General features: G+C 64.0%; 24 protein-coding genes. 9 read left to right on the top strand and 15 right to left on the bottom strand.

The window, feature by feature from the left end; genetic code table 11:
- Positions 1 to 6: 6 nt before the first annotated feature.
- The 4 genes from M8744_RS10680 to M8744_RS10665 are packed head-to-tail and all read right to left on the bottom strand — an operon-like array spanning position 7 to position 6,735.
- On the bottom strand, positions 7 to 2,058 hold the full coding sequence (locus tag M8744_RS10680; RefSeq protein ID WP_251415122.1) for a hypothetical protein: 2,052 nt from the start codon (positions 2,056 to 2,058) through the stop codon (positions 7 to 9).
- Positions 2,058 to 4,856, bottom strand: coding sequence for a DUF4159 domain-containing protein (locus M8744_RS10675; RefSeq protein WP_251415119.1), 2,799 nt, complete (start codon positions 4,854 to 4,856; stop codon positions 2,058 to 2,060). The genes M8744_RS10680 and M8744_RS10675 overlap by 1 nt, the downstream gene beginning before the upstream one ends.
- Positions 4,853 to 5,731, bottom strand: coding sequence for a DUF58 domain-containing protein (locus M8744_RS10670; RefSeq protein ID WP_251415114.1), 879 nt, complete (start codon positions 5,729 to 5,731; stop codon positions 4,853 to 4,855). The genes M8744_RS10675 and M8744_RS10670 overlap by 4 nt, the downstream gene beginning before the upstream one ends.
- A complete protein-coding gene (locus tag M8744_RS10665) occupies positions 5,728 to 6,735 on the bottom strand; it encodes an AAA family ATPase (RefSeq protein WP_251415111.1) in 1,008 nt (335 codons plus the stop codon). The genes M8744_RS10670 and M8744_RS10665 overlap by 4 nt, the downstream gene beginning before the upstream one ends.
- A 70-nt stretch (positions 6,736 to 6,805) precedes the next feature.
- Here M8744_RS10665 and M8744_RS10660 point away from each other — a divergent pair, with 70 nt between their 5' ends.
- Both M8744_RS10660 and M8744_RS10655 read left to right on the top strand, forming a co-directional pair.
- A complete protein-coding gene (locus M8744_RS10660; protein WP_251415108.1) occupies positions 6,806 to 7,390 on the top strand; it encodes a DUF1285 domain-containing protein in 585 nt (194 codons plus the stop codon).
- Between the two features lie 109 nt (positions 7,391 to 7,499).
- Complete coding sequence (locus tag M8744_RS10655) at positions 7,500 to 7,727, top strand: DUF2798 domain-containing protein (RefSeq protein WP_251415105.1); 228 nt, start codon at positions 7,500 to 7,502, stop codon at positions 7,725 to 7,727.
- Positions 7,728 to 7,814: 87 nt separating this feature from the next.
- Here M8744_RS10655 and M8744_RS10650 read toward each other — a convergent pair whose 3' ends face one another.
- The 3 genes from M8744_RS10650 to M8744_RS10640 form a co-directional block, all read right to left on the bottom strand.
- On the bottom strand, positions 7,815 to 8,711 hold the full coding sequence (locus M8744_RS10650) for an acyl-CoA thioesterase (RefSeq protein WP_251415090.1): 897 nt from the start codon (positions 8,709 to 8,711) through the stop codon (positions 7,815 to 7,817).
- A gap of 56 nt (positions 8,712 to 8,767) precedes the next feature.
- A complete protein-coding gene (locus tag M8744_RS10645) occupies positions 8,768 to 9,676 on the bottom strand; it encodes a cation diffusion facilitator family transporter (protein WP_251415087.1) in 909 nt (302 codons plus the stop codon).
- A 99-nt stretch (positions 9,677 to 9,775) separates the two neighbouring features.
- The gene (locus M8744_RS10640; protein ID WP_251415084.1) at positions 9,776 to 10,564 is read right to left on the bottom strand and encodes an HTD2 family dehydratase; all 789 of its coding nucleotides are present in this window, start codon (positions 10,562 to 10,564) and stop codon (positions 9,776 to 9,778) included.
- A gap of 64 nt (positions 10,565 to 10,628) precedes the next feature.
- Here M8744_RS10640 and M8744_RS10635 point away from each other — a divergent pair, with 64 nt between their 5' ends.
- Positions 10,629 to 11,063, top strand: a complete 435-nt coding sequence (locus M8744_RS10635) for a VOC family protein (RefSeq protein WP_251415081.1) — start codon at positions 10,629 to 10,631, stop codon at positions 11,061 to 11,063.
- On the opposite strand, the gene M8744_RS10630 is transcribed toward M8744_RS10635, so the two are convergent.
- From M8744_RS10630 to M8744_RS10620, 3 genes are all read right to left on the bottom strand, one after another.
- The gene (locus tag M8744_RS10630) at positions 11,029 to 11,571 is read right to left on the bottom strand and encodes an NADPH-dependent FMN reductase (protein ID WP_251415079.1); all 543 of its coding nucleotides are present in this window, start codon (positions 11,569 to 11,571) and stop codon (positions 11,029 to 11,031) included. The genes M8744_RS10635 and M8744_RS10630 overlap by 35 nt on opposite strands.
- Positions 11,572 to 11,717: 146 nt before the next feature.
- Positions 11,718 to 12,356, bottom strand: a complete 639-nt coding sequence (locus M8744_RS10625) for a YiaD family glycine zipper/OmpA-like lipoprotein (RefSeq protein WP_251415076.1) — start codon at positions 12,354 to 12,356, stop codon at positions 11,718 to 11,720.
- Positions 12,357 to 12,482: 126 nt separating this feature from the next.
- Positions 12,483 to 13,322 (bottom strand): methylated-DNA--[protein]-cysteine S-methyltransferase, encoded by an 840-nt coding sequence (locus tag M8744_RS10620; protein WP_251415073.1) that lies wholly within the window; start codon positions 13,320 to 13,322, stop codon positions 12,483 to 12,485.
- Between the two features lie 109 nt (positions 13,323 to 13,431).
- On the opposite strand from M8744_RS10620, the gene nth reads away from it, so the two are divergent.
- Entirely contained in the window at positions 13,432 to 14,076 is a 645-nt protein-coding gene (gene nth / locus M8744_RS10615; protein ID WP_251415070.1) for an endonuclease III, read from the top strand.
- Positions 14,073 to 15,059 carry an adenosine kinase gene (locus M8744_RS10610; RefSeq protein WP_251415068.1) on the top strand — a complete coding sequence of 329 codons (987 nt, stop codon included), beginning with the start codon at positions 14,073 to 14,075 and terminating at the stop codon, positions 15,057 to 15,059. The genes nth and M8744_RS10610 overlap by 4 nt, the downstream gene beginning before the upstream one ends.
- A gap of 98 nt (positions 15,060 to 15,157) precedes the next feature.
- Here the strand turns inward: M8744_RS10610 and M8744_RS10605 are convergent, their stop codons facing one another.
- Positions 15,158 to 16,030 carry a DMT family transporter gene (locus tag M8744_RS10605; RefSeq protein WP_251415065.1) on the bottom strand — a complete coding sequence of 291 codons (873 nt, stop codon included), beginning with the start codon at positions 16,028 to 16,030 and terminating at the stop codon, positions 15,158 to 15,160.
- 63 nt (positions 16,031 to 16,093) lie between these two features.
- The gene (locus tag M8744_RS10600) at positions 16,094 to 16,381 is read right to left on the bottom strand and encodes a sll1863 family stress response protein (protein ID WP_251415062.1); all 288 of its coding nucleotides are present in this window, start codon (positions 16,379 to 16,381) and stop codon (positions 16,094 to 16,096) included.
- Between the two features lie 129 nt (positions 16,382 to 16,510).
- Between M8744_RS10600 and M8744_RS10595 the strand changes: the two genes are divergently transcribed.
- Positions 16,511 to 16,885 carry a cupin domain-containing protein gene (locus tag M8744_RS10595; protein WP_251415059.1) on the top strand — a complete coding sequence of 125 codons (375 nt, stop codon included), beginning with the start codon at positions 16,511 to 16,513 and terminating at the stop codon, positions 16,883 to 16,885.
- A gap of 66 nt (positions 16,886 to 16,951) precedes the next feature.
- Here M8744_RS10595 and M8744_RS10590 read toward each other — a convergent pair whose 3' ends face one another.
- Together M8744_RS10590 and M8744_RS10585 are read right to left on the bottom strand one after the other, a co-directional pair.
- Positions 16,952 to 17,242 carry an HU family DNA-binding protein gene (locus M8744_RS10590; RefSeq protein ID WP_251415056.1) on the bottom strand — a complete coding sequence of 97 codons (291 nt, stop codon included), beginning with the start codon at positions 17,240 to 17,242 and terminating at the stop codon, positions 16,952 to 16,954.
- Between the two features lie 131 nt (positions 17,243 to 17,373).
- A complete protein-coding gene (locus M8744_RS10585) occupies positions 17,374 to 18,849 on the bottom strand; it encodes an AMP nucleosidase (protein WP_251415053.1) in 1,476 nt (491 codons plus the stop codon).
- 127 nt (positions 18,850 to 18,976) lie between these two features.
- On the opposite strand from M8744_RS10585, the gene M8744_RS10580 reads away from it, so the two are divergent.
- The 3 genes from M8744_RS10580 to M8744_RS10570 all read left to right on the top strand — a co-directional run bounded on the left by M8744_RS10580 (position 18,977) and on the right by M8744_RS10570 (position 21,444).
- Entirely contained in the window at positions 18,977 to 19,426 is a 450-nt protein-coding gene (locus tag M8744_RS10580) for a VOC family protein (RefSeq protein WP_251415050.1), read from the top strand.
- Entirely contained in the window at positions 19,423 to 20,178 is a 756-nt protein-coding gene (locus M8744_RS10575; protein WP_251415047.1) for a class II aldolase and adducin N-terminal domain-containing protein, read from the top strand. The genes M8744_RS10580 and M8744_RS10575 overlap by 4 nt, the downstream gene beginning before the upstream one ends.
- Positions 20,179 to 20,265: 87 nt before the next feature.
- Entirely contained in the window at positions 20,266 to 21,444 is a 1,179-nt protein-coding gene (locus M8744_RS10570) for an acetyl-CoA C-acyltransferase family protein (protein WP_251415044.1), read from the top strand.
- Positions 21,445 to 21,472: 28 nt separating this feature from the next.
- Here the strand turns inward: M8744_RS10570 and pbpC are convergent, their stop codons facing one another.
- Positions 21,473 to 23,512, bottom strand: a complete 2,040-nt coding sequence (pbpC, locus tag M8744_RS10565; RefSeq protein WP_251415041.1) for a penicillin-binding protein 1C — start codon at positions 23,510 to 23,512, stop codon at positions 21,473 to 21,475.
- Positions 23,513 to 23,536: the final 24 nt, after the last annotated feature.

Below are 23,536 nucleotides of genomic sequence, written 5' to 3'. Positions count from 1 at the left end.
GCCGGATCAGCGACGGCCTTCGCGCAGCCAGGCACCGACGATCAGCGCCGAGGCCAGCAACAGAACCAGCCATTGCGGCAATAGTGGCACCTTGGTCACGTCCAGGGTCTGGTAGGCGTCGCGCGGGGTGATCCCGATCCAGCCACGCCCGGCCGCAGGCCTACCTTCGCGCACCGCGCGGATTTGCGGCACACCCTCGGCCGCAAGCGCCACCGCCCCGCCGCGTCCCGCGTCGATCACCGGGCGCAACACCGCGTCGGTGGCGATGGTCTGGACGAATTCGCGCGGCGCCGCGGGGCCAAGGCCGATCACAGCCTCTTCCTCACCTTCCTGCAACCGATACAACCCGATCTCCGGCCCGCGATAGATCGCCTCGTATTGCCCGGGGCGCAGCTCGCGCAGGGGGACCTGCACCTCCTCACCCGATGGCGTGGTCACCGTCACGTCACCCACGGAATCCTCGAGGGTGCGGCGAATGATGCGCATCGTCTGACCCGTGGGCTCGGCCCAGATGGCCTCCTCCTCAAGCTCGGGTTCCTTCATCATCCAATGTGCCAGGCGGCGCAGCAACTCCAGCTGCGGGCCGCCCCCTTCAAAGCCACGGTCCCAAAGCCAGGCCTGGTCCGAGGCGAGCAACGCGATCCGTCCCTCGCCGACCCGGTCCAGCACCAGCAGGGGCTTTTCCTCGGCGCCCGACATAACAACGTGGCCCGCCCGTGGCTCGACCTCGATCTGGCGCATCCAGCGCCCCCAGTCGCCCGCGCCGTCGGGCGCCAGCCCGGCGGTCACCGGGTGGCGCTGGCCGATATCGGTGACGCTGGGAGTATAACCTTGCTCGATCACCCTGGCGGTGGGCTCGGCCGGCACCACCTGGCTCAGCGGCGAGCGATAGATGGAATCCGCGCTGGCGAAATCCGGCCCCGCCGCGATCAGCACGGCTCCGCCGGTTTCAACGTAGTTGCGCACGTTATCGAGGTAGAGCGAGGGCAGTATTCCCCGCCGCTTGTATCGGTCGAAAATGATCAGATCGAAATCCTCGATCTTCTCCATGAACAATTCGCGTGTTGGAAAGGCGATCAGCGACAGTTCGTTCACGGGCACGCCGTCCTGTTTCTCGGGCGGTCGCAGGATGGTGAAATGCACCAGGTCCACGCTCGAATCCGATTTCAAAAGGTTGCGCCAAGTGCGCCCGCCCGCGTGCGGCTCGCCCGAGACCAGCAACACGCGCAGACGATCGCGCACGCCGTTGATCTGCACCAACGCGGTGTTGTTGCGGTCGGTCAACTCTCCTTCGGCCTCGGGCACCGAGAACTGGATCACGTTGCGCCCGCCATGCGGCAGCTCAAGCGGCAATTCCACCGTGCGGCCCACCCGCAGGTCAAAACTTTGCGGCTCACCCCCGTCAACCGAGATATCCAGTTGCGCCATCGCGTTTTCTTGCGGTGCCGCGCCCATATCCTCGATCCGGATGGTCAAGGTCACCGGCTCGCCCAGGATGGCAAAGGCCGGTGCGTTTTCCACCACAAGGCGACGGTCCCAATCTTCTTCGCGGCCCGTGTGCAACAGGTGGAAGGGTGCAGGCATGTCGAGGCCCAGGTCGGCGTCATGCACACGGCCATCGGACAACGCGATGACCCCGGCGATGCGGCCACGCGGCTCTTCCGCCAGGGCTTCGTTGATGGCTGTCATCAGCTGCGTGCCGGTGTCATCCTCTCCATCGCCCAGCTCGATCCGGCGCAATTCGGTGTTGGGGCGCGCGGCGATTGCGGCTTCGATCTCGCGCGCGGCGTTCTCGGTCATGTCGGCGCGGTCGCCCAACTGTTGGCTTGAAGACCCGTCAACGGCCATCAGCACGATATCCGACAATGGCGCACGATCCTCTCGCTGCCAGCTCGGCCCCGCCAAGGCGCCCAGAACAACGAGGGCCGCCAGCGCGCGCAGCGCCCAGCCGGTCAAACCGCGCCATATCGCCAGCGCCACGCCTGCCGCAGCGATAGCGGCCAGAGCGGCCAGCACGGGCCAGGGCAAAAGCGGATCGAACAGAACGGTGCCGGTCATCAGTTTCCCAACCTGTCAAGCAACGCAGGCACATGCACCTGGTCGGATTTGTAGTTGCCGGTCAGCACATGCATCACCAGGTTCACGCCAAACCGATAGGCCAGTTCCCGCTGCCGTTCGCCGCTAAAGCCGCGACCCACCGGGTAGATCGGGTTGCCTCGGTCATCCATCGCCCAGGCAGCGGCCCAATCGTTGCCGCCGATCACCACCGGCGTTACCCCGTCATTGAGGTTTCGAAACGGCATCCCCTCGATCTGTTCGGCATCCGCAGGCGCGGCTTCGACCCAGACATCGCGGCTGACGTGGCGACCCGGGAAATCCTGCAACAGGTAAAAGGTGCGTGTCAGCACGTGATCGCCCGGCACCTGTTCCAACGGCGGAATATCCAGCGGGCCGGCCAATTCCTGAAGTTTTCGACCATTGGGGCTGGCCGCGCCGAACCCGGCCACATCGGCATCGCGGGTGTCGAACAGAATCATACCGCCCGAACGCAGGTAGCGGTTCAGCTTGGCATAGGCGTCGGCCGAAGGGGTCGGTTGCTCGGGCGTTACAGGCCAGTAGAGCATGGGAAACAGCGACAGGTCGTCGTTTTCAAGGTTCACGCCGATCGGCTCGGCGGGTTCGACCGACGTTCGAAAAAACAAGATGTCGGCCAGGCCGCGCATCCCGGCTTCGGCCATGTCATCCAGTTGTCGGTTGCCGGTCAGCACATGCGCCAGCACCACCTCGGAGGTGGCCGAAATGGCATAGGCGTCATCGGACTGGCCAGCCTCCTGATCCTGCGCACGCGCCTGGCCCGGAAGGGTCAGCAGCACCCCCAGCAGCAGTGCGACGGCCGAGCTTGTGCCCTTGTTGGCCATGCCATCACCGCGCAACCGGCCCGAAAGGGCCAGCGTGGCGATCACGTCGCCCGCCAGCAGCAGTAGTGCCAACGCCAGCAACCAGCCGCCAAGAGGTTGTTCGGGCGGGCGGTTCATGCCCTCCACGGGGATACGGGCCGGCCAATTCGCGGGCGCAAGCACGCGGTCGGAGGTCATGGCGTTGCGTGCGATCCGGCGATCATCGCCCTCGTAGACGCCGGGGCGCAATTCGGGGCCCAGCGGTGCCGTCACCAGGTCAGCCCCGTCGACGCCGGGTAAAGTCTGCGCCTCGTCCAGACGCCCGAACCCATCAAGCACCGCGCGCGGTTGCCAACTGCTGCCTTCCAATTCCTCCGGTTCGGGCTGCGCCGTGACCGATGAAACCGCCAGCCGTTCCAGCATGTCCACGAAAAGGCCCGACAGCGGAAGCGTAGACCATTCGGCATTGGCCGTGACATGGACCAGGACCACCTGCCCCTGGCCGATCCGCTTGCGCGTGACCAGCGGCGTGCCATCCGAAAGCTGTGCGATAACCCTGTCGGCCAGTGTCGGGTCGGGCTGCGCCATGACCTGCGCACTTACCCGCACGTCGCCCGGAATATCGAGACCGTAGAACGGGCTGTCTTCGGGAAACGGCGCAAGCGATTTCGGCTCGCCCCAGCTCATCGCGCCGCCGACGGTGCGGCCACCTGCACGCAGGCGCACGGGCATCAGCGGCGCCTCTTCGCTGCGACTGACATCGCTGGCGGCAAGGCGCGGCCCGGCAAAGCGCAACAGCAGCCCCCCGTCATCGACCCAATCCAAAAGGTCAGCCTGTTCGGCCCCCGACAGGGTGGCCACGTCCGCCAGCACCACCACGTCGGGATTGGCCGGCAGAACATCGGTCAAAGCGCCATCCAGCAAGTCGGCCGAGGGCTCCAAAGCCTGTCGCAGGTAATGCAACGGTTCAAGCAACTCCAGCCCCTCTCGGTCGTCGCGGCCCGCGATCAGGGCAACTTCGCGCCGGCGCAGGCTGTCATCGGAAAGCGCCACGGCACCCGCGCTGCGCAAACCTTCGATTTCAAAGCGCGTGATGCGGCCACGCAGTTCGGCGGGCAGCGAAAGCTCGCCGCTGGCCTCGGCCTCGCCGGGGGCAAAGCTCAGGTCGAGGCGGGCAAGAACACGCGCCACGCCCGCCGGATCGAGGCCATGCGCCGCTACGGTGATGTCGCGCGGGCCTTCGGTGACAAGGCGGCGCGCCGTCAGTGTCACGATCCCGCCCTCGAACGTGGCGGGCAAAAGGGCAAACGGGCCGCGCCCACCCTCGATCACGCGAACGGCTCCGCGCCTTTCCAGCGCGGTCAACAACGCGTCGCGCCCCGGCCGCGCCACACCATCCGACAACCAGACAGTATCGAACGCATCGTCACCGAGGCCATCTGCGGCCTGCTCCATCATCGCCTCTGATGGCTCCCACGGTTGCGGGGTCAGGCCGGCGATGCGCGCTTGCCATTGGGCCGGTGCCTGAAACAGCGGCGTCTCGGGCGTGGTCAGTCGCAGCACGGCCACGGTGCGGCCCGCGCGACCGGCCTCGGCCAGCAGGCGGTCGAGCATGTCGGCGCGCGCGGTCCAGTCCTGTGCCCCGGTCCAACCGCCATCCAGAATGAACAGAACCGGGCCGTTGCCCGCGGATTCGTCGTCAGGCTCGGGGTTCAGGATGGGGCCAGCCAGCCCGACGATCACCGCAGCCACGGCCAGCATCCGCAAAAGCAACAGCCACCACGGCGTGCGATCGGTGACCGTGTCGTCATCTGTCAGGCCCAAAAGCAGCGCCACGCCCGGAAACCGCCGTTTGATCGGCGCGGGCGGTATCGCCCGAAGGATCAGCCACAGGATGGGCAGCGCAACCAGCGCCACCAGCAGCCACGGGGCCGCGAAACCGATGGGGCCGAGGGTCATCGCAACGCCCCCTGATCCATCGCCCGCCATGCCCACAGCAGCGCTGTTTGCGCGCTGTTATCGGTGTGATGGCAGTTAAATTGCCAGCCGGTCAGTCGGCAAAGCTGCGCGAGCTCATCCTTGCGCTCAGACAGGCGTTGCAGATAGCGGTCACGCAGATCGCCCGCCTTCAATGTTTCATGGCTGATAGTGCCGCCCATGCTTTCGAAAACGGTGCGGCCGTGGAAGGGAAACGCCTCTTCGCTGGGGTCAAGAACCTGGACCAACAGGCCGCGCACGCCCCGGTCGGCCGCCTTGGTCAGCGCCGCGCGCACGGGTGTGATATCGCCCATGAAATCCGAGATGAAAACGGCCCGCGCATGGGGAATCATGCCGCGCGCCTCGGGCGTGCCGTAATCGCTGACATCCTCATCCAGAAAGATTGTGGCCAGCCGCTCCAACTGCGCATTACCGCGGCGGGGCGGCAGGCTGGCGCCGGTCAGGCCAACACGCTCACCCCCACGGATCAGCATGACCGAAAGCGCCAGCGCCAGCAGCCGTGCGCGATCACCCTTTTCCGGCAATTCCTTCTCAGACGAGAACCGCATCGAAGCCGACCTGTCGACCCAAAGCATGACCGATTGCGCTATTTGCCATTCGCGTTCGCGCACGAATTGCTGGTCGCCCCGGCCCGAGCGGCGCCAGTCGATCATGTGGGCCGGATCACCCGGCTGAACGGGGCGGTATTGCCAGAAGTCATCGCCCATCCCCGAACGGCGGCGGCCATGTTCGCCCAACAAGACGGTACCAGCCAACTGCTCGGCCCGGGCCAGCAGCGGGGGCAGCCGGGCGGCCTCGGCCTCGGCGCGGGCGCGAAGGGCGATGGGTGTTGTCACGCCGCGGCCTCGCTCCGGGTCACCTGTGCAACAGTTTCGTCGATCAAGCCCGGCAGGTCATCGCCCCGTGCCCGAGCGGCGAAATTCAACGCCATGCGATGTATCAACACCGGGTGCGCCATGTCGACGACATCCTCGATCGAGGGTGCCAGCCTACCCTGCAAAAGGGCGCGCGCCCGCACCGTCAGCATCAGCGCCTGCGCGGCACGTGGGCCAGGCCCCCAGGCCACGGTTTGACGCACCCGGTCTGACGCGCTGTCATCACCGGGTCGGAAGGCGCGCACAAGGTCAAGGATGGCCTCCACCACGCTGTCGCCCACGGGCATGCGGCGCAGCAGCGTCTGTGCCTCGATCAGCTGGGCGGCGGTGAAAACCTCGTGCGCCTCGTCCTCGGCCACACCGGTGGTGGCAAGCAGAATGTCGCGCTCGGTCTGTCGATCAGGATAATGCACGTCGATTTGTACCAGGAAACGGTCAAGCTGAGCTTCGGGCAACGGATAGGTGCCTTCTTGCTCGATCGGGTTTTGCGTGGCCAGCACGTGGAAGGGCACGCCAAGCGCACGATCATCGCCCGCCACGGTCACGCGGCGTTCCTGCATCGCCTGCAAAAGCGCCGACTGCGTGCGCGGGCTGGCACGGTTGATTTCATCGGCCATAAGAAGCTGGCAGAAGATCGGCCCGGGTACGAACCGGAAATGCCGCTTGCCGTCATCGCTGGTCTCCAGCACTTCGGACCCCAGGATGTCTGACGGCATCAGGTCGGGGGTAAACTGGATGCGGTTACCATCGAGCCCCATCACCGTGCCCAGAGTTTCCACCAGCCGCGTCTTGCCCAGCCCCGGCAGGCCGATAAGCAGCCCGTGCCCGCCACACAAAAGCGCCGTCAACGTCAGGTCGACCACCCTTTCCTGCCCGATGAATCGCCGCGTGATCGATGCGCGCGCACTTGCCAGTTTTTCTTCCAGCGCCTCGATCCCGGCCACCAGATCGGTGTCATCGGACATGGCAATACTCCTGTCATGGACCTATGTGTTTCGTAAGAGTGTATCGCGCACGAAAGAAATGGCAAAAGTAATGAGCGGACAAAACATCGTGAAACCCTCGGCTGACAGCGTCATGGAATCGGTCAAGGCCGCCCAAAAGGGCAAGGGCCTGCCGCCCGTGCACAAGTGGAACCCGCCCTTTAGCGGTGATCTGGATATGCGCATCGCCCGCGATGGAACGTGGTTTTACCAAGGCACCCCTATCACACGTCCGGGCCTTGTGCGGTTGTTTTCCACCATTCTTCGCAAAGATGGCGACAAGTATTTTCTTGTCACGCCCGTAGAAAAGGTTGGCATCACCGTCGACGACGCGCCTTTCGTTGCAATTGATTTCGAGAAGGAAGGCACCGGGCGCGATCAGACCCTGACCTTTCATACCAATGTTGGCGATCAGGCCATCGCAGGCCCCCAGCACCCAATTCGCATGGAGCGCGATGAAAAAACAGGCGAACCGTCGCCTTACATCATGATCCGCGCGGGGCTCGAGGCGTTGATCGACCGGAAAAGTTTCTATCGGCTGGTCGAGATCGGCACGCATCACGACGGCTGGTTCGGGCTTTGGTCGGGGGGGGAGTTCTTTGGAATGGTCCCTTCCGACGACCTGCCCGAAGTGTGATGCCCTCAACCCCGGACACTGGCGCACAGGCGATGTGCGTTGCATTGGCACTATGACATTCTACATTCAGAATATGTAATGTCATCGCCAAGATTCACCGGAGAGCGCCATGATTCCACAACGCTACGCACAAATCCTTTTCGGGTTTCTGCTGTCGGGCATGATGTCCGGCCTGATTTCCGGCCTTTCCACCTTTCTCGCGGTTGGCTTTCCACCCGGATTCGCGGCAACCTGGTTGTCGTCCTGGCTGACAAGCTGGGCCGTGGCTTTTCCAACGGTTCTGGTGGTTGCCCCGATCGCGCGGCGGCTGGTCGCGGTTTTGACGCGCTCTTCCTGACAGCGCGCCCGCGTTGCGCACCGAACCGGGCACAGGCCATTGCAAGCCCAGCCACGGTGGCAGCCCGGCTATCGCATGAAAGCGCGCTTACGTTCTGGGCTTGATGTTGCGCACCAGCCCTTCTTGCGCGACATTCGCCACCAGGCGCCCGTCACGGGTAAAGATGCGGCCACGGTTGAACCCCCGCGCACCACCGGCCCACGGGCTGTCCATCACGTATAACAACCAGTCATCGACGCGGAAATCATCATGAATCCAAAGCGCGTGATCGAGGCTGGCAAACTGCATGTCGGCATCTGCAAAGGCCTTGCCATGCGGCATCATCGAGGTGCCAAGCAGGCCGAAATCCGAGATGAAGGCCAAGGCCGCGCGATGCACCTTCGGGTCATCACCCAAAGACCCCTTGGTGCGGAACCACATATGTTGCAGCGCGGGACGCGGGGTGCGGTCGAACGGTGGGCGTGGAAACTCGGCGCGCATTTCGACCGGCCGTGGCGTGGCCAACCATTTCAGGAACATCTCTGGCAGTTCATCGCGCATGGTCTCGGCCAGGGCGTGTTCGGTCGGCAGATCCTCGGGCGCGGTCACGTCGGGCATGTCGTCCTGGTGAAAAAGCCCCTCTTCCTGCACGTGGAAAGACGCCGCCAGGTTCAGGATCGGCGCCCCATGCTGGATCGCAACGACCCGACGGGTGGTGAAACTGCCGCCATCCCTGTCACGATCAACCTGGTAGAGCACCGGCTTAGTGGCGTCGCCCGGACGCATGAAATACCCGTGCAGGGAATGGGCGGGCCGCCCCTCGGGCACAGTCATCGTGGCCGCGCTGAGGGCCTGGGCGATCACCTGGCCGCCAAAGCTACGCCCGCGCCCTTGCGGTGTGGCGATCCCGCGATAGAAATTCTCCTCGATCCGTTCGACGGTCAGGACGTCGACGAATGCGCGCGTCAGCGTGGCGTCGTCGATCTGTTGGGGTTCATCTGCCATCGGTGTCTCCGTCTGTTTGGCGCCAAAAGGCTGCAAAACGCGCCCGAGTGCAACCCCTAGCCCTGCCCGATCAGGTCCGTGTCATGGCAGACGGCAGCGGCGGTTTCCAGCTCCAGGGCGGCATGGGTGATGCCGAACCGCTGCGCCAGCACTGCCTTCAGCTCGGCGCGCAACGCGTCCAGGTTGCCTGTATCCTCGATCACCACATGGGCCTGCAACGCAACGCGGTGTTCCTGCAAGCGCCACAGGTGCAGCGCATGCACATCGGCCACGCCATCTATTTCGCACATGGCACGCGCAACTTCCTCTACGCCAGGGCTGTCGGGGCTGGCCAGCATAAGCACGCGGATCACTGGACCAAGCCCACGCCAAGAATGCCACAGGATATAGCCCGAGATCATCAGCGTTATGATCGGGTCGACAACCCACCAGCCAAAAAGCAGGATAAGCGCACCGCCGACGATCACCGCGACCGAGCCCATTGCATCGGCCACGTTATGCAGGAAAGCCGCGCGAATATTCATGCTGTCGCGCGAAAGGCGCATGATAAGCCCGGCAGTAAACAGATCAACGAAAAGCGCCACGCCCGCGACGATCACCACGGTCCAGCCTTCGATCGTGACAGGGTTGAAGAACCGCCCTACCCCTTCGGCCGCCAGCCAAAGCGCGATGACGATCAGCGTGACATAGTTGACCAACGCGGCCACCACCTCGGCGCGGCCATAACCGAAGGTCATGTCTGAATCCGCGGGTCGCCGGGCAATGCGGCGGGCCGCGAAGGCGATGACCAGCGACACCGCGTCAGACAGGTTATGCACCCCGTCCGCGATCAGCGCCAGCGACCCCGAAAACAGCCCCGCCACGATCTGCACGACCGTTAGCAGAACGTTGACGGCAACCGCCCCTGCAACGCGGCGGTCGCCCGCAAGGTCAAGCTCGTGGTGGTGATGGTGGTCGTGGGGCATCTGCGGCGCCTCCTCGCGCTGGTGACGCAGGGGTATCTAAGTCATCATGCGGCAGCGGGTTCAAGGGGCAGACCATTTTGTGCGCAACGCCTACCGCTATCAGGTGGCCTGTGCGGTCACGCATTGCCGCCCGTCGGGGCCACGCACCCAGAGCGTGCCATCCTCGCGCCAGCAAACCTGCGCCTCTTCATCATGCATGAGAGGAGCCGTGGCGCGAAAGGCGAATGTCGATAATGCGCCCAGTTGACGCTCGGCCAGAAGCATCAAGAGCTGCGCCAGTAGCGGCCCGTGCGTGACCAGCCCGGCATAGCCTTCGACCCCGGTGCTGTAGTCCATGTCGTAATGTATGCGATGCCCGTTGAAAGTCAGCGCCGAGTAGCGAAACAGCCGCGTTGTGCCGAAAATCCAGGTTTCGGCGGCATCTTCGCCGGTAGGGGCCTGCGGGGGCATGGGTGCCGGGGTGGTTGGATCGGGATCTTCGCGATAGACCAGATCCTGCCACTCAGTCACGCGCGTCACGCCCTCTTGCCGGAACTCGTGACGCAGGGTGACAAAGGCCAAAGGGCCGGTGCGCCCCTCTTTGCGCTTGGTACTTTCCACGACCGATCGCCTCTCGGCCATCACACCGGCGCGCAACGGGCCGTGAAATTCCAGCCGCCCGCCGGCCCACATGCGGCGGGGCAAACCCATGTCAGGGATCAGGCCGATACCTGTTTTCGGGTGCCCATCCCGGCCCAGTCGTGCGGGCGGCTCGGGCGCCCAGAAATAGACCTGATGGAAAAAGGGCGGCAGGGGATCGCCATCTTCAATCGTCGTCGGCAGCCCAAGCGTTGCCTGCAACGCGCGGGCGCGCGCTGGGTCCATCACATCGGTTTGACTGTCGCTCATCTCTGGATCATCCTTTTCATCTGCCGCGCAAGCTAGGCCCGTGCCGAACAAGGAGCAATGCCGAATGCCGAAACTGACCGCGCTGGACCATCTTGTGCTGACGGTAGCAGACATTCCCGCGACGATTGCCTTTTACCGCGATACGCTGGGCATGACGCCCGAACCCTTCACCCCCGCCGATGGCACAACCCGATGGGCGCTGAAATTCGGCACCTCGAAGATCAACCTGCACCAGGCGGGGCACGAGTTCACCCCCAAGGCAGCCCAAGTGCAGCCGGGCAGCGCCGATCTGTGTTTTCTGACGGATACACCGCTGGAATCGTGGCAGGCGCATCTGGCCGCGCGAGATGTGCCAACAGAGATCGGCCCCATCGCCCGAACCGGGGCCACGGGGCCGCTCATGTCGATCTATATACGTGACCCCGACGGCAACCTGATCGAGATTGCCGAACCCGCCCGATCGATCAGCGCGCCATCTCCGCCTTCAGCGCCGCCATAAGGTCGGTCAGGGTTTTCACGTTCATCTCACCCCGTAACCGGCCGTCGTCGTCGAACGCATCCGCCGAAGCGGCAACCAGTACCTCGGGGCCTTGCAGCAGGCGGGGACGGAACGGGTACAGGCACATGCGCAGCATGACCTGCGTGCGCTCGCCCCCAGCGCGCCCCGCCGTGGCCGAGGTGATGGCAACCGGCTTGTCGGACCACGGGTTACCCTTTGTCCGGCTGACCCAATCCAGCGCGTTCTTCAAAACACCAGTTATGCCCTTGTTGTATTCTGGCCCCGAGATAATCACCGCGTCCGCGGCGGCGATCTGGTCGGCCAGGGTCTGCACCTCTGGCGGAATGCCCTGCGCGTCTTCCAGGTCGCCGTCATAAAGCGGGAAATGCAAATCGGCCTCGGTAAAGTCGCACTCACCAAACAGCCGCGCGGCCTCGCGCAGAAGTTTGGTGTTGGTCGATGCCTTGCGCAGCGACCCCGAAATTCCAAGAAGTTTCGGTTTTGCCATCTGTTGCCCTTTCTTGTTCGCGCCTTCTAGCCGAATAGCTAGGGCATCTTCCGGCACACCAAAACATGCGCAACCGCACAAGGGGTGTGACGCAAAACGCCCCGTGTCGGAACACGGGGCGCTTGATGTGCGAAGGTTGATGCCGCTCAGGTCGTCGGCAGGATCACGATTTCCACGCGGCGGTTCTGTGCCCGGCCTTCGGGTGTCAGGTTCGACGCCACGGGCTGATCTTCACCCCGGCCGATGGTCTGGATGCGATTTGCCGAAACCCCGGACGAGATCAGCTCGGACGACACGGCTGCCGCGCGGCGCTGTGACAGGTCCAGGTTATAGCTCGCTTCGCCGGTATTGTCGGTGTGGCCCAGCACCTGAACACGCGATTCCGGATATTTCTGTAGGCTGGCGGCAACGCTGCGCAGCTCGTCCCGGATGGAGGTCGCCAGCGTGGAGCTGTCGGTGGCAAACAGGATGTCCTGCGACATCGAAACGATCAGCCGGTCGCCGGTATTGGTAATGGTCGCGCTGTTGCCCAGGCTGCGGCGCAGCTCGGCCTCTTGCGCATCCAGGCCATAGCCGATCGCACCACCAGCCGCGGCCCCTATTGCCGCGCCGCGGATCGCGTCGCGCGCGCCGTCATCGCCGCTGATCGCGCCCACGACACCGCCCAGGATGCCGCCGGTGATGGCACCCCGGCGGGTGTTCTCGCCCGGCTCGACCGTGCAGGCCGTTGTCAGCAACACTGCGGCCCCGACCGCGATGAGGGGGAAATTCTTTGCTCGGATCATGTCAGTATGCCTTTGAACCTTTGGAATTATCTCCGTATGCGGATTGGAGACAGTATATGCGCCCTGCGCCTACAGCCCAACAGGCGATTACAGGGTTTTCGGCGATAATCCGCGCAAATCCGACCATCAGGCCCCGGTACGCGCGCTTTCCCAGGCCAGGATCGTCCGCTTGACCGGCAACCCCCAATGATAACCGCCCAAGGCGCCCGACTTGCGCAGGGCACGATGGCAGGGGATCAGGAAACTGACCGGGTTCCGCCCCACGGCGGTGCCCACCGCGCGCACCGCGCGGGGCCGGCCTATGGCCTGTGCGATATCGGAGTAGGTGGTCACATGGCCGGTGGGCACGTTCAGCAAAGCCTCCCATACCTTGATCTGGAAAGGCGCGCCGATCATGTGCATCCGCGCCTCGCCCTTTTCCGCAAACCCCGCCTCGACCCAGTGGCGAATGGCCTGCGGCTCTTCAACGAAAGTTGCGTTCGGCCAGCGGCCGCGCAAATCGTCCATCGCCTCGGACGCGCCTGTCTCTTCGGCAAAGGCCAGCCCGCACAGGCCAAGGTCTGTGCCCATCGCCAACGTGCGGCCAAAGGGGCTGTCGAACCAACCCCACCGTATCAAAAGCCCCGCGCCGCCGCGCGCGTAATCGCCCGGGCGCATCGCTTCCCACCGCAGGAACAGATCGTGCAACCGCCCCGCCCCCGAAAGGCCGGCCCCATCCGCCGCCTCGAGCACGGTGTGGCGACTGGCCAGCAAGTCGCGCGCATGGCCCAGCGCAAGGTATTGCTGATACCGCTTGGGGCTGACACCCACCCAACGCGTGAAAAGACGCTGGAAATGCGCGGCGCTCATGCCCATCTCGCCCGCCAGGGCCTCAAGCGGCAGCGGCGCGCCGGCCGAGTCGATCACATCAAGCGCGCGGCGCATGATCTTGTAATGATAACTGCCTTCAGGGGCCTGTACGGTCATCGGGTCACTCCTTTACGCGCAGATTACCGCCCGGTCCCGCGCGGTGCGACCCGAATCCTGCGCAACCTTCTGGACGCCCCCAAGGCAATCGGGCATACCCGTCGCCATCATGGCAAAGCAACTCGATTACCACACGATCCGTGCGATCTTCGACCGCTTTCGCGCGGCCGAACCCGAACCCAAGGGCGAGTTGGAGCATGTGAACGCCTATACCCTTGTCGTGGCCGTGGCCCTGTCGGCCCAGGCCACCGATGCGGGCGTCAACCGCGCAACGCGCGGTCTTTTTGCCGTGGCCGACACGCCCGAAAAGATGCTCGCCCTCGGCGAGGAAGGCGTGATCGAGCATATCAAGACCATCGGTCTATACCGCAACAAGGCCAGGAACGTCATCAAGCTGAGCCGGATACTGGTCGAGGACTACGGCGGCGAGGTGCCCAACAGCCGTGCCGCGTTGCAAGCCCTGCCCGGCGTTGGCCGCAAGACGGCCAACGTGGTGTTGAACATGTGGTGGCACTATCCTGCGCAGGCGGTCGATACGCATATCTTTCGCGTCGGCAACCGCACCGGCATCTGCCCGGGCAAGGACGTGGTCGCCGTTGAACGGGCCATTGAAGACAACATTCCCGTCGACTACCAGCAACATGCGCATCATTGGCTGATCCTGCATGGCCGCTACACCTGTGTGGCGCGCAAACCCAAATGCAATGCCTGCCTGATCCGTGACCTGTGCCAATTCGAGGACAAGACAGAATGACCAAATACCAACTGGTCGGCATCGGCAACGCCGTCGTCGACGTGATTTCGCAATGTGACGACCATTTCCTGACCCGCATGGGCATCGACAAGGGCGTGATGCAGCTTGTCGAACAAGAGCGGGGCGAGTTCCTGTATGAGCAGATGGAAAACCGCGTTCAGATGGCGGGCGGCTCGGTCGCCAACTCGGTCGCGGGGGCCGGTGCACTGGGGTTGTCGACCGCCTTTATCGGGCGCGTACATGACGATGAGCTGGGCCGCTTTTACGCCAAGGGCATGGCCGATGACGGCACCGATTTCGTCAACGCACCCGTGCCCGGGGGCGAATTGCCCACCTCGCGCAGCATGATCTTCGTCAGCCCCGATGGCGAACGCTCGATGAACACGTATCTTGGCATTTCGTCCGAACTCGGCCCGGATGACGTGCCCGACGATGTGGCGGGCGGAGCGCAGATCCTGTTTCTGGAAGGATACCTTTACGACAAGCCCAAGGGCAAAGAGGCGTTCGAACGCGCCGCCGAACTTTGCCGCAAGGGCGGCGGGCAGGCAGGCATCGCGCTGTCCGACCCCTTCTGCGTCGATCGTCACCGCGCCGATTTCCGGCGGCTGGTCAAATCGCTGGACTACGTGATCGGCAACGAGCACGAATGGAAATCTCTCTATGAAACCGAGGACCTGGGCCATGCGCTGGAACAGGCCGCCTCGGACAGCGGGCTCATTGTCTGCACACGCTCGGGCCACGACGTGGTTCTGGTGCGGGGCGACGAAATGGTGAACGTGCCAGTCAACCCGGTTACGCCCGTTGACGCCACCGGCGCCGGCGACCAGTTCGCCGCCGGCTTTCTTTACGGTCTGTCCACTGGCGCCACGCTGACTGCGGCGGGCCGCATGGGCTGCATCGCTGCGGCCGAGGTCATCGGCCATTACGGCGCCCGCCCCGAGACGGATGTGAAGGCCCTGTTCAAGGCCGAAGGGCTGATCTGAGCCCTGCCCTTCATCTTGCCCGGTAAACGCCGGGAATGGGGCCTGGGCCCCAACAGGGGCAACGCCCCCTTGCGCCGCGCATTCGCGCGGCGCGCCGTTCAGGCCACAACCTTTTGCTTGGAAAGCTGCACCATCAGGATACCCGCGGCGATCACCACGACGCCCACAACATCCAGTGCGCCCAGTTTTTCGCCCAGCAGGGCAGCGGCGATGGCCACACCGAAAAACGGGTTGAGAAAGTGGAAGGTCGCGGCCTTCACGGCCCCTATTTCACCCACCAGTGTGAACCACACCCAGGTCGCCGCCAGCCCCGGCACCAAGGTGGTATAGGCAAAGGCCAGCACCAGTTGCCAACTCCAATCCACCTTAATGGTTTCGGTCATCGCCGAGGCCACCGCCAGGCAAGCCGCGCCGACGAACATCTGCAAGCCCACGACCATCATCACGTTGCCGCCCGACGACGCACCGCGCACCGACAGCGTGGCCACCGTCAACGCAGCCGCCCCCAGGATACACAGCGCCAACCCCGTTCGGTCCACCCCGGCTTCGAGCCGCGCCCCCATGATGAGCGACACGCCCATCACTCCCAGCACCAGGCCCAGGACACCCATCCAGGGCAGTTTGTCGCGAAACAGAACCCAGCCGGCAAAGGCCACCATAAGCGGCATGGTCGACGCGATGATCGAGGCCAGCGACGCCTCGATCCACTGCATCGCCACGAAGTTGAGCCCCAGGTAAAGCGCGTTCTGGCAGATCCCGAAAATGATGGTCGCGCGCCATTGGCCCCGCGTCAGGCGCAATGTCTGGCCCAGCGCCAACGCGATACCCACGCCCAGCAGGCCAGACAAGAAGAACCGAAGCGACAGCGACGCCAGCGGCGGCGCGTCGGCCACGATAACCCGGGCTGACGTGAAGGCGCTTGACCACATAAGGGCAAAGGCCAGCCCCAACACGATCGCCCGAATATTCATCTGCACCCCCGTCAATCAAGCCCGCCTTTTAGACACGCGGACGGTTCGGGATGCAATCACCTGTCAGTTAAAGCGTGACTGTGCGTTCTTGATCGCTTCCGACAGGTTCGCCCAGGCCGCGTCCATTCCGGCCTTCATATCCGACCATGCGGCCTCGCTTGATTGCTGGGTTTCTTTCAGTTTCTCCTCAAGCGCATCGCGCTTGCCACGAAGATCCTGCAATGTCTCCCGATAAGCGATTTCGCTATCGGCCGACGCCTCGCGGGCACGGGCTTCCAGCTTGTCGATCTCGGCGTTCCACTGATCCAGCTGCGCCTTGGCCTTGTCGATATATGCGTCGCGTTCAGCCATTTTTCGAACTCCTTTATCCAAATCTTTCAGCCACTTAAATTGCCATCTTCGACCGTGGCCTTGGTACCGAGGTAGTAATCGTCGCCAAAGTTTTTAAGTGGGTGAAAGACACAAATCAGAGGAAAGAAAATGTCAGAGACAAGCAAGTTGACACTGCCGATTGTCGACATGGCCCTTAAGAACGACGAATTCAGGCAGGTCGTCTGGACCGGCGAAAAGGCACAGCTGGTGCTTATGGCAATTCCCGAAGGCGGCGAGATCGGCGGCGAGGTACACGAGGGTCACGACCAGCTTTTGTATTTCGTTTCAGGTCAGGGCCGCGCCAAGATTGGCGATGTCGAATATGACGTGGCAAAGGGCGATGTCAGCATGGTGCCATCGGGCAGCTTCCACAACTTCACCAACACCGGCAGCGGTATGTTGAAGCTTTACACGACCTATAGTCCGCCCGAACACGCGCCGGGCACGGAACATGAAACCAAGGCCGAAGCCGACGCTGAATAAGCGACACCCAAAACAGAAAAGAGCCGCCCTTTGGGCGGCTCTTCAATATTAAAAAACATCTATAAATCAGCTGTTTACGCTGTCTTTCAGTGCCTTGGCAATGGTCATCTTGACCTGCTTGTCGGCTTCTTTCTTGATCTGGTCGCCGGTGGCAGGGTTACGCACCATGCGCTCGGGGCGCTCGCGGCAATAGATCTTGCCCACGCCCGGCAGCGTCACTGCGCCACCAGCCGAAACCTCGCGGGTGATGATGGAAACGACAGCGTCCAGCGCGGCGCCGGCAGTTTTCTTGTCGCTGTCCATCTCTTCGGCCAGTGCGGCCACCAGCTGGGTCTTCGTCATCGGTTTCGTTGCCATGTTTCGGTCTCCTTGTGCTGCCCGATTTCTTGGGCCTCTGGCTTTATATTTAACGGTATATAGGGGTTAAACACAACGATTAGCGGTAGGTTTGCAAGCGAAAAACAGGTGTTTTTCGCATTTTCCCGGCGTCAGAGGAATGCAGTCTCGTCAAAGCTGCGCAACTTTCGACTATGCATGCGCTCCAACGGCATGCCGCGCAGCAGCTCCATCGCCCGAATACCAATTCGCAAATGGCGCGCAACCTGCGTCTTGTAGAAATCGCTGGCCATGCCCGGCAGTTTCAACTCGCCATGAAGCGGTTTGTCGCTGACGCATAACAAGGTGCCATAGGGCACGTGAAAGCGGAAACCGTTTGCCGCGATCGTCGCGCTTTCCATGTCCAGCGCGATGGCGCGGGATTGCGACAGGCGCTGCACCGGGCCTTGTTGGTCGCGCAATTCCCAGTTGCGGTTGTCCACACTGGCCACCGTGCCGGTGCGCATGATCCGCTTCAGGTCGTACCCGTCAAGCGCCGTTTCCTCGGCGACCGCGTTTTGCAGCGCGATCTGGATTTCCGCCAGCGCCGGCACCGGCACCCAGACGGGCAGATCGTCGTCCAGCACCTTGTCTTCGCGCAAATACGCATGGGCCAACACGAAATCGCCCAGGCTTTGCGAATTGCGCAACCCCGCGCAATGGCCCACCATGACCCAGGCATGCGGGCGTAGCACGGCGATATGATCGGTCGCGGTCTTGGCGTTTGACGGCCCCACCCCGATATTGACCAGCGTGATCCCGTCACCATTCGCGCGTTTCAGGTGATAGGTCGGCATTTGGGGCATCTTGGCCGGCTCGATCAGCGGTGCCTCGGGGTCGGTGATCGTGGCATTCCCGCTGCCGACAAAGGCGGTATAGCCGCTTTCAGAATCGGCCAGGGCCTTGCGGGCAAAGGTTTCGAACTCCTGCACATAGAATTGGTAGTTGGTAAACAGAACGAAGTTCTGGAAATGGCCCGGATCGGTCGCGGTGTAATGGGCCAGCCGTGCCAGGCTGTAATCCACCCGCTGCGCGGTAAAGGGCGCCAGCGGCCCCGCCCCGTCGGGCCCGGGCCTATGGATGCCGTTCACGATGTCATCATTCGTGGTGCTCAACTCGGGCACGTCGAACACGTCGCGCAGAGTGAATTCGGCCGCACCTTCCTGCGGCACGGCCAGGCCCGGCCTGCCGGCCACCGCGAAATGCACGGGCATCGGCGTGTCGGATATGCCGATTTGCACAGGTTGCCCGTGGTTTTGCACCAGAAGGCCAATCTGCTGCTCAAGGTAGTGGCGAAACAGGTCGGGCCGGGTGATCGTGGTGGCATGGGTGCCGGGCCCCGCGACATGGCCGAAGCTCAACCGGCTGTCCACTTGCGCAAAGGTTTGCGTGGTAATGCGGATTTCGGGGTAAAAAGCGCGCACGCGGCCACGCGGCACGGCACCGTCCATCGCGGCGGTAAAGGCATCGCACAGGTGCCCGACCGCGCGATCATAAAGCACGATCAACTGCTCGACCGCGGCCTTGGGGTCGGTAAACAGCACAGGCCCCGGCGTTTCGGGAATGTCGATATCACTGGCGTGGGGCATCGGCGGCTCCTGTCTTGCGTTCGTTTCACTGGATCAGGTCGCAGGGCGAAGATCAACTTTGATGACAGACATTGACGCGCCGATACCCCCCGTCAAAGCTGGGCGCAGGAAAGCCAGGGGCCCGGACATGAATTTCGAAACCGTCACCGCCGAGGAATTCGGCGCCAGCCTGCGCGGCCTGGGGCTGAACCTGCTGGTGCGCGACGTGGCCGCACAGGCCGATTTCCTGGCCGATCTTTTCGGGATGACCGCCCATCGCGTCAGCGCCGATTTCGCGATCATGGCCTATGGCGCCCAAGTGTTTCAATTGCACGCTGACGGCACTTATCGCGCGCACCCGCTGCAAGGCCTGTTGCCCGAGGCGGGGCCGCGCGGTGCGGGGCTGGAAATTCGCTTGTACGACACCAACCCGGATGCCGCAGCCGCACGGGCCGCGGCCCGTGGTGCCGTCGTGCTGCAACCGCCCACCGACAAACCCCACGGGCTGCGTGAAACCTGTATTCTGTGCGACAACGGCTATGCTTGGGTCGCCAGTCAGCCCAAACCGGATATGCAAATCAAGGAGCCCGAGACATGAGCGTAACCAACCTGAAACCCAATATCGACCATTGGCAGGAACGCGTCGACCTCGCCGCCGCCTTTCGCTGGACCGCGCGCCTGAACATGCACGAGGCCGTGGCGAACCATTTCTCGCTGGCCGTAAACGACGATGGCACGCGCTTCTTGATGAACCCCAACCAGATGCATTTTTCGCGCATCCGGGCCTCCGATCTGATCGAGGTGGACGCGAATGACCCCGACACCCAGAAAGGCCCGGACGCGCCCGACCCCACCGCCTGGGGCCTGCATGGCGGCATTCACCGGCATTGCGCCCACGCGCGCTGCGCGATGCATGTGCATTCGATCCACGCCACGGTTCTGGCCTCCTTGGCGGACAGTCGCCTGCCCCCGATCGACCAGAACTGCGCCACGTTCTTCAATCGCTATGTCATCGACGATGGATACGGGGGCCTCGCCTTCGAGGACGAGGGTGAACGCTGTGCCCGGCTGTTCGATGATCCGAAGAAACGGGTAATGATCATGGGCAATCATGGTGTCCTGGTGATCGGGCAGACAGTGGCCGAGACATTCAACCGGATGTATTATTTCGAACGCGCGGCCGAAACCTATATCCGCGCGCTACAAACCGGACAGACGCTGCGCGTCCTGTCGGATGAAATTGCCGAGAAAACCGCGCAAGAGCTGGAAACCTATCCCGAACAGGATGCCCGCCACCTGGCCGAGTTGAAGGCCATCCTGGATGAAGAGGGCAGTAATTACGCAACCTAAAGCGCCTGACGTGACGGAACGTTCCCCTGCCATCGCGCGCGGGGCGGCGTTAGGGTCTGGCCGAACGACTCATCAGGAGGGGAAAGCATGAGCGACGATATCGTGATTCTGGGCGGCGCCCGCACCGCCATTGGTACATTCGGCGGCAGTCTCGCCGGCACCGCGCCCATCGACACTGCAACCGTGGTCGCGAAGGCCGCGTTGGAACGCGCCGGCGTCGAGGGTGGCCAGATCGGCCACGTCGTGTTCGGCCACGTGATCAACACCGAACCGCGCGACATGTACCTGTCGCGCGTGGCCGCGATCCAGGCCGGAATACCCGACACGACACCGGCGATGAACGTGAACCGCCTGTGCGGCTCGGGTGCGCAGGCCATCGTGTCGTCGACCCAGGCGCTGATGCTTGGCGATGCCGATTTTGCCCTAGCGGGCGGGGCCGAGGCGATGTCACGCAGCCCCTACATCAACCAGCACCAGCGCTGGGGTGCCAAGATGGGCGACATCAAGACGCTGGACATGATGCTGGGTGCGCTGAATTGCCCGTTCGGGACCGGACACATGGGCGTAACGGCCGAAAACGTGGCCGCCGAGCACGGAATTTCCCGCGACGACCAGGACGGCTTTGCACTGGAAAGTCAGAAACGCGCCGCAGCAGCGATCGAGGCGGGTCATTTCAGGGACCAGATCGTGCCGGTCGAGGTCAAGGTAAAGCGCGACATGGTGCCCTTTGACACCGACGAACACCCCAAGGCCACAACATCCGATGCGCTGGCCGGTCTGCGCCCCGTGTTCAAGAAGGATGGCAGCGTGACCGCAGGCAATGCCAGCGGGATCAACGACGGCGCGGCATCCATCGTTCTGGCCCGGGCCAGCGCCGCGGAAAAGGCAGGGCTGACCCCGAAATTCCGTATTCTGGGCTATGCCCATGCCGGCGTCCGCCCCGAGGTTATGGGCATCGGTCCCATCCCGGCGGTTGAAAACCTGCTGGCGCGTACCGGCTTGTCTATCGGCGATTTCGACGTGATCGAGTCCAACGAGGCGTTCGCCGCCCAGGCGGTGGCGGTGAATAACGGGCTGGGTCTGGACCCTGCCAAGGTCAACCCGAATGGCGGGGCGATTGCGCTGGGGCACCCGGTTGGGGCCACGGGCTGCATCATCACCGTCAAGGCGATGTACGAGCTGGAACGCACGGGCGGCTCGAAAGCGTTGATCACGATGTGCATCGGCGGCGGTCAGGGCATCGCGCTGGCCATCGAACGCCTGTAAAGCGGCCTTTTTCACAAAAGACCGCGTGTCAATCGACACGAATTCGCGCACGGGCGGCACGCCCGTGCGCGTCTATCACCGACAACGTGACGAAACCGGGGCCCGGCGCGGGCAGGGTAATTTCGCGCCGGCGCGCGCCGGTCTGCATCGGGTTGCCATTGGCCAGAACGGTGAATGGCGCGATGCCGTCCCGCAGCTTGATCACCAGGTTGCCCCCTTCCAGCGCCAGGCGCGCGCCATCGGGCGGAAAGGCCAGTTTCGGTGCATTCTCATCGGGTGCAAAGGCTGCATCGCGACCGCGAAATCGTTGTAACGGTGCAGGCAGACGGTCGGTGGAGACCAGCAAGGCATCGGCCGGCGGGGGTGGCAGCGGGTCTATGCGCGGCTTCAGCCGCGTGAACGCCCGGAACAGCACGGGCGCAGCCAGCTCTCCGCCAAAGGCGCCGGGCACCGGCGTGCCATCCGCCCTGCCCATCCAGACACCCACGACGTGCCGCCCGTCATAGCCCACGGCCCAGGCATCGCGATAACCGTAAGACGTGCCGGTCTTGTAGGCCAGCCGCAGGTTGGGGCTCCCCGGCGGTGGCGCCAGCCCGGCCAGCACGTGCCCCACCGACCAGGCCGCGCGCGCAGTGGTCAGGCGGCGCGACTTGGTCGGTCCATCCCGGCTGCGCAGCCCCACTGCCCGTCCGCCATTGGCAATCCCGGCATAGATCTGCACCAGGTCGCGCAGCGACACGCCGACCCCGCCAAGCGCCACGGCCAGACCGGGCCGGCCGCCGGGAATGACGGGTTGCGCCCCTGCCCGCTCCATCGCCGCAACCAGCCGCGCCGGTCCAACCGCCTGCATCATCGCGACGGCGGGCACGTTCAGCGACAATTGCAGCGCACGTTCCACCGTCAATTCGCCGCGAAAGCCCCCATCGAAATTCTGCGGCGCATAACCGCCGAAATCTGTCGGACGGTCCGCGATCAAGGTTTGTGGATGCGCCAGCCCCTGGTCGAAACCCAACGCATAGATCAGCGGCTTCAATGTCGAGCCAGGCGACCGCAAGGCGCGGGTCATGTCAACGAAGCCTTGCCGGCGTTCGGCCGCGTAATCGGGTGAGCCGACCGAGGCCAGAACCTCGCCCGTGCGGTGATCGGCCACCAGGATCGCAACCGACAACCGGGCGGGCTGCCCGGCAACCGCGCCGCGCGCCAGATCTTCCATTCCGCGCTGTACCTGCGCATCCACCGTCACGTCATGTCGCGGCGCGGTGGGGTCTTCCATGTGCAGGCGGTCGCCAAGGTGTGGCGCCAGCATGGGAAACGGGCGGCGCGATGCGGGCACGGGCTCTGACCGGGCGGCGCTGGCGGCGTAGGGCGACAAGACGCCCGCGCCCACCATCCGGGCCAAAACCCGGTCACGCGCCCGCGTGGCGGCACGGTGGTGGCGGTCGGGGCGACGTGCCTCGGGCGATTGTGGCAGGGCGATCAGCAAAGCCGCCTGTGCCGGGGTCAGGCGCGCAGGTTCTTTGCCGAACCAGGCCAGCGTGGCGGCGCGCACCCCCTCGATATTGCCGCCGAAAGGCGCAAGCGTCAGGTAGAGCGACAGGATCTCGTCCTTGCCAATCTGGCGTTCCAGCGCCAGCGCCACGCGTATCTGGCGCAGCTTGCCCCGCCAGGCGCCGGTGCCGCTGTTCTCGAGCAAGCGCGCCACCTGCATCGTCAGAGTCGATCCGCCCGACACCACGCGCCCGTGCCCGACGGCCTGCCCGGCGGCACGCAGCAGCCCCAGAAGATCGACGCCCGCATGGCTGGCGAACCGCCGGTCTTCATAGGCAAAAAGCATCTCAAGATAGGTCGGGTCCACCTGGTCGGACCGCGCGCCCAACCGCCAGCGCCCGTTTTCAACCGGGTAGGCGCGCAAAAGCTGACCGCTCCGGTCCCGAATTTCTACCGATTGGGCCACCAGTGTCGGCGGCAAAACGGTTGCATCCACCCAACGGTCGAACGCATCGCGCGCCGCCGCCGCGCTAATAAGAACAAGCACGGCCAAGGCCAGAAGCCGCTCAACCCTGGGCATGGATCACCCCGCCCCGCCTTTCGG

The organism is Lutimaribacter degradans (assembly GCF_023703375.1).
GTDB lineage: Bacteria > Pseudomonadota > Alphaproteobacteria > Rhodobacterales > Rhodobacteraceae > Lutimaribacter > Lutimaribacter degradans.
This window is presented reverse-complemented; position numbering and strand designations above follow the sequence as displayed.